The following is a 12,732-nucleotide window of genomic DNA, read 5'->3' on the forward strand; positions in this document are numbered from 1 at the left end:
GAGTTTTTCTGAAAGAACTTTTCGAAAATGCAAAATACGATTGATTAATCGGAGGAAGTATTTTTTGAAGGAGGAGTATAGAGATAACATTTTGAACGTTTTTTGGAGTTTTTATTTTCCAAATATAACACTATTTATATCAAGTCTAAATAAAAATAACTATAAATTTTTCAAGAAAACACCAAAACACTGGGAATGAACCGTTTTTAAAACTTCGAAAACTTAACCTTAGAAATAAAGTAAGAAAAATGAATAATTGAATTCTATTGAAAAATAGACAAACAAAAAAGCCCGTTTATAAAACGAGCTTTTCTGTAATTGAAACTTTAAATTGAAACCTATTTTGTTATCTCTCTAAAAACAGCTTCAAGATTTTTATTTTTTTGATTTAATTGTAATGTTTTCAAACCGTTTTCGTTGGCAAAATCAAAAATAGCCGGACGCATATCTTTTTCTGCAACAAAAGTTAATTCCCAGGTCATATCATGAATGTTTCTATATGAGATGATATTTTCAAGTTTTGCTAAAAGCTGTTCCTGAATCTGATAATCAAATTCTACTTCGATAACCTGTTCTTTATTTTCAGAAATTAAATGATCTAATTTTTTATCAGCCACAATTTGTCCTTTGTCAATAATAATGACACGATCGCAAATAGCTTCTACTTCCTGCATAATATGAGTTGATAAAAAAACTGTTTTATCTTTTCCAACATTTTTAATTACATTTCGTATTTCCATTAACTGATTCGGATCCAGACCTGTAGTTGGTTCATCGAGAATTAATACATCCGGATTGTGCAGTAAAGCATTCGCAAGTCCCACACGCTGGCGGTATCCTTTAGAGAGCTGACTTATTTTTTTATGACTTTCCGGTGTCAGCCCTGTCAGTTGAATTACTTCTTCAATTCTTGACTTGGCAACATGATACACATCAGCATTAAAAGCCAAATACTCACGAATATACAAATCCAAATACAATGGATTGTGCTCGGGTAAATACCCAATAGAAAGCTGGACTGCCTTTGTGTTTGTCATGACATCATGACCATTTACAAGAGCTGAGCCACTATCGGCAAGTAAATAAGTGGTCAAAATTTTCATTAACGTAGATTTTCCTGCGCCGTTTGGTCCTAAGAATCCTACGATTTCTCCTTTCTCAATTTTAAATGAAATTTCGTTAAGAGCTTTTTGCGTTCCGTAACTTTTTGATATGTTGTTTACTTCTATCGACATGAGTATTTATTTGCTACAAAAGTAAACAGAAATACGCTCGTTTACTAAATTTTTGTCTTTTTAAGAACTCATAAAAAAATCTTAATGTTTAATTGTTGCGGCATCGTTATTGTTAAAGCGTTATTAAATTTTTTAAAACAAAAACAAAATGAAAAAAATGTTAGTTATTGTTGCATTAGCTGTAGTTAGCTTTGCAAATGCACAAAAAGGAACAATCTTAGTTGGTGGTAGTATTGGTTATTCTTCAGAAACCAGAACTCTTGGTAACAACGAAGTAAAAAACAATGAATTTGATTTTTCTCCAAAAGTAGGTTACCAATTTCACGAAAGTTGGACAGTAGGGGGTGAGGCTTCTTTTGGTTCTTCTAAAACGAAACAAGGAGTTAACGAAGATAGATTTAATACTACTAAATTAGGTGCATTTTTACGTTACACAATGCCATTAAATCCAACTTTCTCATTCTTTGCAGAATTAGGGTTAGGTTATCAGGCTGAAAAAGACAAAACTTATGCAGGACCACTTACTTCAACAGCTAAAGGTGACGGTATGTATGTTGGTGTAACACCAGCTCTTTTTATCGATATGAAAAAAGGTTTTGGTTTAAACTTCAACATTGGTGGATTAAACTACGGTACAATAAACTACGAAAACAACGGACCAGAATACAAAAACTTCGATTTTAATTTTGGTAAAACATTTAATATTGGAGTTTCTAAAAACTTCTAATCTTAAGATTATATTAAATGAAAGCATCCGCCGTGGCGGATGCTTTTTTGTTTTAAGATGTTTTATGTATTCGATTTTAAACAAATTGTTAAGAAATCTGTTAGAATGAAATCGTGGTATTTTTGTTGTTTAGTCTATGTAAAATCTTAATAAATCTTACATATGAAAAAAATGCTACTTATTCTTGCATTGGCTATGTTTAGCTTTGCAAATGCTCAAAAGGGAACAATCTTAGTTGGTGGAAACATTGGATTTACTTCTGAAAAAAATGATAATCAAGGCGAAGAGAGAAAATCAAATTCATTTGGTTTTTCTCCAAAGGTGGGGTATCAGTTTCACGATAACTGGACAGCTGGTGTTGAATTTGCATTGTCTTCTTCAAAATCAACATTTTCTTTAAATAGTATTGGAGAATCAGAATCGAAATTTAATGCTTTCAAAGTAGGCGCATTTGTGCGTTATTCGGTTCCGTTGAGTGAAACATTTTCAGTATTTGCCGATTTAGGGGCTGGTTTCCAAAATCAGAAAAATAAAGATTATATTAACGGATCGCTTACTTCAGAAAGTAAAGCAGATGGACTTTACGCAGGAATAACACCAGCACTTTTTATAAATATGAAAAAAGGTTTTGGGTTAAACTTTAGCATTGGTGGTTTAGGATACGAAACATTAAGTTTTGACACTAGTGATACTGATGTTAGTAAATTCTATTTCAATTTTGGGAAAACAGTTAATATTGGAGTTTCTAAAAACTTTTAATATATAAATTATATTCAATTTTGAAGAAAGCATCCGCGTTGGCGGATGCTTTTTGCTTTTTACGTGAAGTCTTTTAAAAACTAAAAATTCTCATTTAGCCCCGATAGAAGCGATATCCTTTTGTGTCCGCCGCGGCGGACATAAAAGATATAGCGGATAGCGGGACAGAACGTGTTTTGGAAACATAATTTTCTGCTTCAAAATTCACTTTAACTCATTTTATTTTTAAAAACAAAAATGCCAACGAAAGTGAAGCCAAAAAATCATGACTACAGATTTCCGACTTCACTTGTTGACATTAAAAAACAAAAATATATTAAATAAAAAGTATTAATTAACCGGACTTTCAACCGCAGCTCTCATTTCTTGAGCAGCGGCAACCATTTCGATTAAAGCTTTTTTGGTTTCATCCCAATGGCGTGTTTTTAAACCACAATCGGGATTTACCCATAATTGATCTACAGGAATTACAGCCGAAGCTTTTTCTAGTAATTTTACCATTTCCTGACTCGAAGGAACACGTGGCGAGTGAATATCATAAACCCCAGGTCCAATTTCGTTTGGATATTTAAAATTGGCAAAAGCATCTAAAAGTTCCATTTGCGAACGCGAGCATTCGATTGTAATAACATCGGCATCCATGTCAGCAATATTTTGGATGATATCGTTAAATTCACTGTAACACATATGTGTATGAATTTGTGTATCGTCTTTAACACCGCTTGCGGAAATTCTAAAAGCTTTTACAGCCCAATCCAGATAATTTGCCCATTCTTCTTTTCTCAATGGCAATCCTTCGCGAATCGCTGGTTCATCTATTTGAATAATTTTGATTCCTGCTTTTTCCAAATCAACCACTTCATCACGAATCGCTAATGCAATTTGCGTACAAGTTTCAGAACGTGGCTGATCGTTACGAACAAATGACCATTGCAAAATCGTTACAGGTCCTGTAAGCATTCCTTTTACCCATTTTGGAGTTAGGGATTGTGCGTATTTTGACCATTTTACAGTCATTGGGTTTGGTCTCGAAACATCACCATAAATTACCGGGGGTTTCACGCAGCGGCTTCCGTAACTTTGAACCCAGCCATTTTTAGTAAAGGTAAATCCGGCTAATTGTTCTCCAAAATATTCCACCATATCATTACGTTCAAATTCACCATGAACTAAAACATCAATTCCCGTTTCTTCCTGAAAACGAATCGTAGCTTCGGTTTCTTTTTCGATTAAATCATTGTATTGTTCAACGGTTAATTCGCCTTTTTTAAATTTCGCTCTCCAGCTTCTTACTTCCGCCGTTTGAGGGAAAGATCCAATAGTTGTTGTTGGAAATAATGGAAGATTCAAAGCTTCGATCTGACTTTTTCTTCTCGTTGCAAATGTACTTTTACGTTTATCGTCAGAAGCTGTAATGTTGGCTACACGCGATTTAACTTCATTATTGTGAATTAATTTTGAAGTTTTACGATTTTCATTCGCGATTGTATTTTGTTTAAAATCTTCAGAATTCTCAGTATTCACTTCGTTTGAAGCAAATTGTTTTAATAATACAATTTCACTGATTTTTTGTTTGGCAAAAGCAAGCCATTGTTTGATTTCAGGTGTAAGTGTTGCATCATTTGTTTCTAAGTCTAAATCACACGGACTGTGAATTAAAGAACAAGACGGAGCAACTAAAATTCTGTTTTCTCCCAAAGCATCAGTAGCTTTTTTGATTAATTCCAACGATTTTTTGAAATCATTTTTCCAGATATTTCTCCCGTCAACAACCCCTAATGAAAGATTTACAGTAGTGTTTAATTTTCCTGATTCTAAAATATCATTTAGTTGAAGCGGACAGCGTACTAAATCTAAATGAAAAGTGTCAACAGGCAAAGCCAATGCAGTAGCCAGGTTTTCGCCAAAACAATCAAAATAGTTTGCCAGAATGATTTTTATTTTTGGAAAACGAATATTGATTTCATTATAAACTTCTGTAAAAGTGTTTCTTTCTTTATCCGTTAAATTTAAAGCTAAGAAAGGTTCGTCAAGCTGAATATATGCTACATTTTCGGCTTGTAATTTTTCGAAAATTTCAAAGTAAACCGGAAGCAATTTATCGATAAGATCAATTCGGTGAAAACCTTCTTCTTTTTCTTTTCCTAAAAGTAAATAAGAAATTGGCCCAATTAAAACTGGTTTTGTAGCAATTCCTAAATCTTTTGCTTCTTTAAATTCATTAATTATTTTTTCTGAAAACAATTCAAATTTTTGGTTTTTTGTAAATTCAGGAACAATATAATGGTAATTGGTATCAAACCATTTTGTCATTTCCATCGCCACAACGTCTTGTCCGTTTTTTTGCGCGCCTCTTGCCATTGCAAAATACAAATCGATAGAAGAGTTGGTTTTGGCAAATTCATGATAACGCTCCGGAATGGCACCCAAAGCCAATGTTAAATCAAGCACCTGATCATAAAAAGAAAAGTCATTAGAAGGGATTAAATCGATTCCGGCTTTAGTTTGTGATTTCCAGTTGTTAAGGCGAATTTCTTTTCCGGCATCAATAAGTTCGTCAACCGAAATTTTTCCTGCCCAATACAATTCGCTGGCTTTTTTCAGTTCTCTGTTGCTGCCAATTCGTGGGTAACCTAAATTATTTGTCTTCATTTTTGTCTCAGTATTTTTTACTGAACAAATTTATTGTTTTAGGTTTTAATACTTATATTTGGTTATTATTTAAGTAAAATGTCTTTTAAAATGCTTTTTTCAAAGATTATATTACTGATGAAATTTATTTAAAAGAACTTTAGCCGTAAAAATTACTATGGAAAACTTAGATAAAACCGATTTGTTGATCCTTAAACACCTGCAGGAAAATTCCAATATCAATACAAAAGACCTCGCAAGTAAATTATTTTTGACGGTAACGCCGGTTTATGAACGTATTAAAAGACTGGAACGCGACGGATATATTACTAAATATGTTGCTTTATTAGATAAGAAAAAAATGAATCGCGGTATGACGGTTTTCTGTAATGTTCGCCTAAAAGAGCACGCAAAAAATGTAGGAAGTAATTTTGTGAAAGATATTGTGGCACTTCCAGAAATTATAGAATGTTATAATATTGCCGGAGACTACGATTTTATGCTAAAGATATTGGTTCAGGATATGGCTAGTTATCAGGATTTTGTCATGAATAAATTATCAACCATAGAAAATATTGGAAATACCAACAGTATTTTTGTCATGGGAGAAATTAAACATAGCACAGCTTTAGAGTTTTAATCGCTATAAAATCCTAAAATAAAATGTATTTTTGACATTTAGATCCTAAATCTAAAATCTACAATCTAAAATTAAAAAATGAACTGGGAACAACTTTTATCACTCAAACGTCAAGGCGATACTAACAAAAGATTACGTGTAGAACAAGATGATACCCGTTTGGGATTTGAGGTAGATTATGACCGAATTATATTTTCGTCGGCCTTTAGATCTTTGCAGGATAAAACACAGGTAATTCCCCTTTCAAAAACAGATTTTGTACACACGAGATTGACACATAGTTTAGAAGTTTCAGTTGTAGGGCGTTCTTTAGGGCGTTTGGTTGGAAAAAAAATTATCGAAAAATATCCGTACTTAAAAGAAATTCATGGCTATCATATGAATGATTTTGGTGCCATCGTAGCGGCGGCATCTTTGGCGCATGATATAGGAAATCCTCCTTTTGGTCATTCTGGCGAAAAAGCTATTGGTGAATATTTTTCAATAGGAAACGGATTGAAACATAAAGATAAACTAACAGCAAAACAATGGCAGGATTTGATTGATTTTGAAGGAAATGCCAATGGATTTTCTGTGCTTACAGCCAGTCGTCCGGGAATTGAGGGCGGACTGAGAATTTCGTATGCCACTTTAGGCGCTTTTATGAAATATCCAAAAGAAAGTCTTCCTAAAAAACCAACAAACAATATTGCCGATAAAAAATACGGTTTCTTCCAGACTGATAAATCATTTTTTGAAGAAGTAGCTCAGGATATGGGCATGATTGCCAACAAAGAAGGTGAAGATATTGGTTTTGAAAGACATCCTCTTGCATATTTGGTAGAAGCTGCAGACGATATTTGCTACACAATTATTGATTTTGAAGATGGGATAAATCTTGGTTTAGTTTCTGAAGATTTCGCTTTAGAATATTTAATAAAACTTGTAAAAGACAATATTGGCGTTTCAAAATATAAAATGTTAGAGACCAAAGAAGATCGCATTAGTTATTTAAGAGCTTTAGCAATTGGAGCTTTAATAAACGATGCGGTTGATGTTTTTATTGAAAATGAAGAAGCAATCCTGGCCGGAAAATTTCCTTTTGCTTTAACAGATAAAAGCAAATACAAAGCCCAAATGGATGATATTATCAAATTAAGTGTTGAGAAAATCTATCAAAGCCGTGAAGTAATTGAAAAGGAAATTGTGGGTTATCAAATTATTCAAACCTTGCTGGATAAATTTATAACAGCTTTTAATAACAAATATGAAGGAAAGGCATCCAATTATGATAATTTAATTTTAAAAATGCTGCCGGAAAAGCATCATTTAGATAAAACTAATTTATATGAACGTTTGCTTCATATTTGTCATTTTGTTTCTCTGTTGACAGATGGAAATGCTTTAGAATTATTCGAAACTATTAACGGAAGAAAGAATAATTAATTACTGAAAAGCATATACAAGACCTACACCCAGAACTTGTCTTAGCTGAGCTCTTGGTCCGTCATTAACCTGACTTGTTGTTCCTGTTACCGGGTCTACAACATCTATTTTGGTTTTGATGTCATCATCATAAACTAAATGAACCCCAATGTTTGCTTTTACATAAGCATTAACTACAAGGTCTATACGCGTGTCATAATCAATGTCGACATTTCCAAATTTGTTCAGATAATCGGTATATAAACTTAGTCTGTTTTCATAAAAAACGTTTTTATAAATTTCGCTTTTCATATATCCGGTGAATAAAATACCAAATTCGGCTTTTACCTTTTGTCCTTCTTCAACTAAAATTTGACTTGCAGGATCATTAGGATCAGTTATATAAACGGCTTTTTTAACACCAAAAGAACCTTGGTTTGCTAAATATTGATCTAATACCAAAGTAGTTTTTAACGTGATTGGAGAGAAATAAAATGTTCTGTCTTTTTGCTTGTTTGAATTCTCAGCTCCGGCTCCTAAAAAGATATAGGCCGGTGCAAATGGTTTAGAGATTGCAATATCCCTATTAGGATAATTGTAACCGTCTGTAAATTGCGTGTTAAAATTAAACTTGGCAGAATAATACCAGTTTGATAAAGTGTCTTTTCTAAATCCGTAAGTAGAGTTCAACTGAACAGCATCGTCAGTTTTTCTTAATTCGGTACCATCTTGTTTATTTAAACCATATTTTACAATAAGTTCATTCACCCATTTATGATTTCCTTTGGCATAAGTTCTTCCAAATTCACCTTTAAATAAACCAGAGATAGAACTTGTTCCCCCCGCGCTCCAGTTAACAAATGCAATTTCTGAAATATCAAAACCTATTTGATTTTTCTTTGTCCAGTTTGAAGGAATTTTTGGCAATTGGGAAGGATCTAGCGTAGTTCGAATAATTTGAGCAGACGTCGTAATTGAAAAACTAAAAAGGAATAATAAGATGGTGAATCGAAATAATTTCATTAGGTTAACTTTTGATTTTTTTTTTGACTGCGCAAAATAATTATTTTGAACGGTTAGAAAAAAGATTTGCTAAACTTTTAACGTCAATTTTGCATAATTGTTGTAATTGTAAGACAGTTCCATGCTCAATAAATACATCAGGAACGCCCAGAATTTGTATTTTATTCGTATAGTTATTTGCTGCTGCAAATTCAAGAATAGCACTTCCAAAACCTCCGCTGATGACACCATCTTCGATAGTAATAAGGGTTTTGAAATTCTCAAAAGTATAATGTAATATATTGTGATCTAAAGGTTTAATGAATGGAAAATCGTAATGGGCAATAGTTTTAGGATTTCCGCATTCGTTTAAGGCAGCAATCACATTATTGCCAATTGTTCCAGTTGATAAAACGGCTGTTTCTGTACCGCTTTTTAGACAATTTCCGTCGCCAATTTTAATATTTTCGTATTGTCCGAAATTTTCTACTTCCCAATTTGAAATAATGCCCCGACCTCTCGGATATCGAATTGCAATAGGATGCTCTAGTCCAAATTGAGCAGTATATAAAATGTTTTGAAGCGCAATTTCATTAATTGGCGCATAAATTATCATATTTGGGATTGATCTTAAATAAGCAATATCAAAAACACCGTGATGCGTTGCTCCGTCTTCGCCAACCAAACCCGCTCTGTCCAGACAAAAAATAACAGGCAAATCCTGTAAAGCGACATCATGAATAACCTGATCGTAGGCACGCTGTAAAAAAGTCGAATAAATATTGCAATACACAATCATGCCCTGAGTTGCCATTCCGGCGGCAAGCGTAACGGCGTGCTGTTCTGCAATGCCAACATCAAAAGCACGCTCCGGAATTTCATCCATCATAAATTTTAAAGAACTTCCGGATGGCATTGCGGGTGTAATTCCTATAATTTTTTCATTCTTTTTGGCTAAATCCAAAAGGGTTAAACCAAAAACGTCCTGATATTTAGGAGGAAGATTTTCTTCAGATTTCAAATGAATTTCTCCGGTTAAAGCATCAAATTTTCCAGGCGCATGATATTTTACCTGATTTTCTTCGGCTTGCTGTAGACCTTTTCCTTTTGTTGTAACAATATGAAGGAATTTAGGACCTTTTGTCTTTTTTAAACGGTTTAATTCTTTGATTAAAGTCGGAAGATCATGACCATCAATTGGTCCTGAATAATCAAAATTCAAAGATTTGATCATATTATTCTGCTTCGGATTTTTTCCATTTTTGACCGCTGTGAGGTATTTTTTTAAAGCCCCAACGCTTGGATCAATTCCGATTGCGTTGTCGTTTAAAATAACAAGAATATTAGCGTCAGTAACTCCGGCATGATTCAAACCTTCAAAAGCCATTCCTGAAGCTATAGAAGCATCGCCAATAACTGCAATATGCTGTTTGTTGAAATCACCTTTTAGTTGAGAGGCAATCGCCATTCCGAGTGCCGCAGAAATTGATGTTGAAGAATGTCCAACACCAAAAGTATCGTAAACACTTTCACCTCTTTTAGGAAAACCGGAAATTCCGCCTATTTGTCTGTTGGTATGAAAATTTTCTCGTCTTTCAGTCAGGATTTTATGTCCGTAAGCCTGATGTCCAACATCCCAAACCAATAAATCTTCGGGCGTATTAAAAACATAATGCAAGGCAATTGTCAATTCAATTACACCTAAACTCGCGCCCAAATGCCCTTCTTTTACAGAAACAACATCAATTATAAATTGACGTAATTCCTGAGCAATTTGAGGTAATTGCGCCTCTTGTAAAAGACGTAAATCGGCTGGATTGAATATGTTTGAAAGTAAATTGCTTTTCATTGTAGAGTAAAAAACAAATTTACGGTTTTAAATTTAAAATATTGTTTTTGAATGTTTGAGGATAAATTTATTTGATATTTTAAATCTAATAAAATCATTTTATTGAAAAATGAGGCGATTAACAGAATTAATTGCCTCAAAAAATTACTATATTTGAGGCGATTAATAAAATTAATTGCCTCATGAAATACAATTGGCAACTACCAGATTGGGAAAACTTTACATATGATGATTCTGTAATAGATTCATTATGTATTGAATTTGCATTTGAAACAGGAGAATTAAAAGGACTTGTTGATTCTTTATCCACAGTAATTCAGCAAGAAACCATTTTACAATTTATGATTTCAGAAGCAATAAAAACTTCTGAAATTGAAGGTGAATTTTTTAGCAGAAAAGATATTACTTCTTCCATTAAAAAGAATTTAGGGATTAGTGAGAATGTGAGTCAGATTAGAGATAAAAATGCACAGGGAATTGGCAAGCTAATGGTAATGGTTCGAAACTCTTATTCTGATAAATTAACGGAGTTGACAATAAAAGAATGGCATTCTATCCTGATGGAATATTCTAAAAACGTTACTCCGGGCGAATATAGAAGAGGAGAAGAACCGATGCAAATTGTTTCAGGTAGTTATAATAAGGAAATTATTCATTTTGAGGCTCCTCCATCAAATCAGGTCCCGACGGAGATGAAGAAATTCATTAAATGGTACCATGATTTTGAAGTAAAAAGCGATATTAAAAAAGCCTTGATTAAAACGGCTATTTCTCATTTGTATTTTGAAAGTATACATCCTTTTGAAGATGGGAACGGGAGAATTGGAAGAGCTATTGCAGAAAAGTGTCTTTCAGAATCGTTAAATCGTCCTGTTTTAATGAGTATTTCAAGTACAATTGAACAGAACAAAAAAGTATATTACCAATCACTAAAAATGGCACAGCGAACTCTCGAAATTACAGATTGGATTTTTTACTTTTCTAATTTGATTTTAGAATCTCAAAAAAATGCAAAACAAATTGTTCTTTTTACATTAACAAAAAGCAAATTCATAGATCAGTTTAAAGATGTAATGAATGAAAGACAGACAAAGGTTGTTTTAAAAATGTTTGAGAATGGTATTTCGGGTTTTAAAGGCGGAATGACGGCGATAAAGTATATTTCAATTACTAAAACCTCAAGAGCAACAGCAACAAGAGATTTGCAGGATTTGACAGAAAAAGATGTTTTGAGACCAAAAGGAGAAGGTAGAAACCGATCTTATGATTTGAATTTGTCGGTAAAAGAATAATTAAAATCTACCGATTCGTCGATATTTTTCTAATGCTTAAATTAAGAAAAATTATTTTCAAAACCTTATTTTTGCAATTATGATAAATCCTTTCACCGACGAATACTTTATGAAAAAAGCTTTGCAGGAAGCTGAAATGGCCTATGAAAAAGGCGAAATTCCTGTTGGTGCCATCATTGTTGTGGCTGATAAAGTAATTGCAAGAAGTCATAATCTAACAGAATTGCTAAATGATGTTACGGCTCATGCCGAAATGCAATCCATAACCGCGGCCGCAAACTTTCTGGGCGGAAAATATCTTAAAGATTGCACGTTGTATGTTACGCTTGAACCTTGCCAAATGTGTGCAGGAGCTTTGTATTGGAGTCAGATTTCAAAAATCGTTTTTGGCGCCCGCGATGAACAGCGTGGTTTTATGGTAATGGGAACAAAACTGCATCCAAAAACAACTGTTGTTTCTGGAGTTATGGCCAATGAAGCGGCCGAATTAATGAAGCGTTTTTTTATGGAGAGACGTAAATAATATTTTTGATGATAACAATGTTATGACTGATTTTTCAACAATAAAAAAACTATTTCACATTTCAGAATCTAATGGTTTTGCAAATAAAGAAATAGAAACAATTAAAAATATTTTTGGGAATCTTCCACAAGTATTTGTTGATTATTACGCTGAATTGGGTAAAATTCAAGACTTAAATCAGACACAAGATTTATTAATTACACCGGAACGTTTTCAATATTATCAACATAATGATTTTTTGATATTTTATTCTGAGAATCAAAGAGCTTGTGTTTGGGGAATCAATAAACAGGATTTATTAAATGCTAATCCGCCAGTTTATATAAGTTATGATCAAAAAACATGGCTGTTAGAAACAGAAACCTTATTAGAGTTTTTTACTGCAATGGCTTTTCTTCAGGCCGCTTTTGCACTTCAATTTCCATCTGAATCATTTAAAGAATTGAAACAAAATGAGATAGATTTTATCGTTGAAAACTACAAAAATAAAAACGTTGCTTTTAAACAATGGTGTGAAGGAATAAAATTTTATGGAAATTATAGTGATGATGTTATTATAATTATGAGTAATAATCAACTTTTTTATTCAGCCAATACCGAGGAACATTTTTGTGAGATGGATGAAAATTTGTCCAAATTAGGTATAGAAATGTAAAACATTTTTTCTGCT

General features: G+C 33.0%; 11 protein-coding genes. 7 read left to right on the forward strand and 4 right to left on the reverse strand.

Annotated elements, in window-relative coordinates; translation table 11 throughout:
- Window positions 1-338: 338 nt before the first annotated feature.
- Window positions 339-1,235 (reverse strand): gliding motility-associated ABC transporter ATP-binding subunit GldA, encoded by an 897-nt coding sequence (gene gldA / locus BUE22_RS10090; RefSeq protein ID WP_073394920.1) that lies wholly within the window; start codon window positions 1,233-1,235, stop codon window positions 339-341.
- A gap of 148 nt (window positions 1,236-1,383) precedes the next feature.
- On the opposite strand from gldA, the gene BUE22_RS10095 reads away from it, so the two are divergent.
- Window positions 1,384-1,962 (forward strand): outer membrane beta-barrel protein, encoded by a 579-nt coding sequence (locus tag BUE22_RS10095; RefSeq protein ID WP_042566177.1) that lies wholly within the window; start codon window positions 1,384-1,386, stop codon window positions 1,960-1,962.
- A gap of 162 nt (window positions 1,963-2,124) precedes the next feature.
- Window positions 2,125-2,721 carry an outer membrane beta-barrel protein gene (locus tag BUE22_RS10100; protein ID WP_073394921.1) on the forward strand — a complete coding sequence of 199 codons (597 nt, stop codon included), beginning with the start codon at window positions 2,125-2,127 and terminating at the stop codon, window positions 2,719-2,721.
- A 330-nt stretch (window positions 2,722-3,051) separates the two neighbouring features.
- Here the strand turns inward: BUE22_RS10100 and metE are convergent, their stop codons facing one another.
- Window positions 3,052-5,373 (reverse strand): 5-methyltetrahydropteroyltriglutamate--homocysteine S-methyltransferase, encoded by a 2,322-nt coding sequence (gene metE, locus BUE22_RS10105; protein ID WP_073394922.1) that lies wholly within the window; start codon window positions 5,371-5,373, stop codon window positions 3,052-3,054.
- 157 nt (window positions 5,374-5,530) lie between these two features.
- On the opposite strand from metE, the gene BUE22_RS10110 reads away from it, so the two are divergent.
- Window positions 5,531-5,992 carry an Lrp/AsnC family transcriptional regulator gene (locus BUE22_RS10110; protein WP_042566180.1) on the forward strand — a complete coding sequence of 154 codons (462 nt, stop codon included), beginning with the start codon at window positions 5,531-5,533 and terminating at the stop codon, window positions 5,990-5,992.
- A gap of 78 nt (window positions 5,993-6,070) precedes the next feature.
- Window positions 6,071-7,417 (forward strand): deoxyguanosinetriphosphate triphosphohydrolase, encoded by a 1,347-nt coding sequence (locus BUE22_RS10115; RefSeq protein ID WP_073394923.1) that lies wholly within the window; start codon window positions 6,071-6,073, stop codon window positions 7,415-7,417.
- On the opposite strand, the gene BUE22_RS10120 is transcribed toward BUE22_RS10115, so the two are convergent.
- Window positions 7,418-8,419, reverse strand: a complete 1,002-nt coding sequence (locus BUE22_RS10120) for a DUF3078 domain-containing protein (protein WP_042566182.1) — start codon at window positions 8,417-8,419, stop codon at window positions 7,418-7,420.
- 40 nt (window positions 8,420-8,459) lie between these two features.
- A complete protein-coding gene (locus BUE22_RS10125; protein ID WP_073394924.1) occupies window positions 8,460-10,247 on the reverse strand; it encodes a 1-deoxy-D-xylulose-5-phosphate synthase in 1,788 nt (595 codons plus the stop codon).
- Between the two features lie 182 nt (window positions 10,248-10,429).
- Here BUE22_RS10125 and BUE22_RS10130 point away from each other — a divergent pair, with 182 nt between their 5' ends.
- The 3 genes from BUE22_RS10130 (at window position 10,430) to BUE22_RS10140 (ending at window position 12,717) form a co-directional block, all read left to right on the forward strand.
- Entirely contained in the window at window positions 10,430-11,539 is a 1,110-nt protein-coding gene (locus tag BUE22_RS10130; protein WP_073394925.1) for a Fic family protein, read from the forward strand.
- Window positions 11,540-11,618: 79 nt separating this feature from the next.
- Window positions 11,619-12,062 (forward strand): nucleoside deaminase, encoded by a 444-nt coding sequence (locus BUE22_RS10135; RefSeq protein ID WP_042566300.1) that lies wholly within the window; start codon window positions 11,619-11,621, stop codon window positions 12,060-12,062.
- Between the two features lie 22 nt (window positions 12,063-12,084).
- Window positions 12,085-12,717 (forward strand): hypothetical protein, encoded by a 633-nt coding sequence (locus BUE22_RS10140; RefSeq protein ID WP_073394926.1) that lies wholly within the window; start codon window positions 12,085-12,087, stop codon window positions 12,715-12,717.
- Window positions 12,718-12,732: the final 15 nt, after the last annotated feature.

It is taken from the genome of Flavobacterium pectinovorum (genome assembly GCF_900142715.1).
Taxonomy (GTDB): Bacteria; Bacteroidota; Bacteroidia; order Flavobacteriales; family Flavobacteriaceae; genus Flavobacterium; species Flavobacterium pectinovorum.

Bases quoted from the DNA above. Each gene is read 5' to 3' on its own strand.
- gldA (WP_073394920.1), bottom strand. From the start codon at position 1,235: ATGTCGATAGAAGTAAACAACATATCAAAAAGTTACGGAACGCAAAAA.
- BUE22_RS10095 (WP_042566177.1), top strand. From the start codon at position 1,384: ATGAAAAAAATGTTAGTTATTGTTGCATTAGCTGTAGTTAGCTTTGCA.
- BUE22_RS10100 (WP_073394921.1), top strand. From the start codon at position 2,125: ATGAAAAAAATGCTACTTATTCTTGCATTGGCTATGTTTAGCTTTGCA.
- metE (WP_073394922.1), bottom strand. From the start codon at position 5,373: ATGAAGACAAATAATTTAGGTTACCCACGAATTGGCAGCAACAGAGAA.
- BUE22_RS10110 (WP_042566180.1), top strand. From the start codon at position 5,531: ATGGAAAACTTAGATAAAACCGATTTGTTGATCCTTAAACACCTGCAG.
- BUE22_RS10115 (WP_073394923.1), top strand. From the start codon at position 6,071: ATGAACTGGGAACAACTTTTATCACTCAAACGTCAAGGCGATACTAAC.
- BUE22_RS10120 (WP_042566182.1), bottom strand. From the start codon at position 8,419: ATGAAATTATTTCGATTCACCATCTTATTATTCCTTTTTAGTTTTTCA.
- BUE22_RS10125 (WP_073394924.1), bottom strand. From the start codon at position 10,247: ATGAAAAGCAATTTACTTTCAAACATATTCAATCCAGCCGATTTACGT.
- BUE22_RS10130 (WP_073394925.1), top strand. From the start codon at position 10,430: ATGAAATACAATTGGCAACTACCAGATTGGGAAAACTTTACATATGAT.
- BUE22_RS10135 (WP_042566300.1), top strand. From the start codon at position 11,619: ATGATAAATCCTTTCACCGACGAATACTTTATGAAAAAAGCTTTGCAG.
- BUE22_RS10140 (WP_073394926.1), top strand. From the start codon at position 12,085: ATGACTGATTTTTCAACAATAAAAAAACTATTTCACATTTCAGAATCT.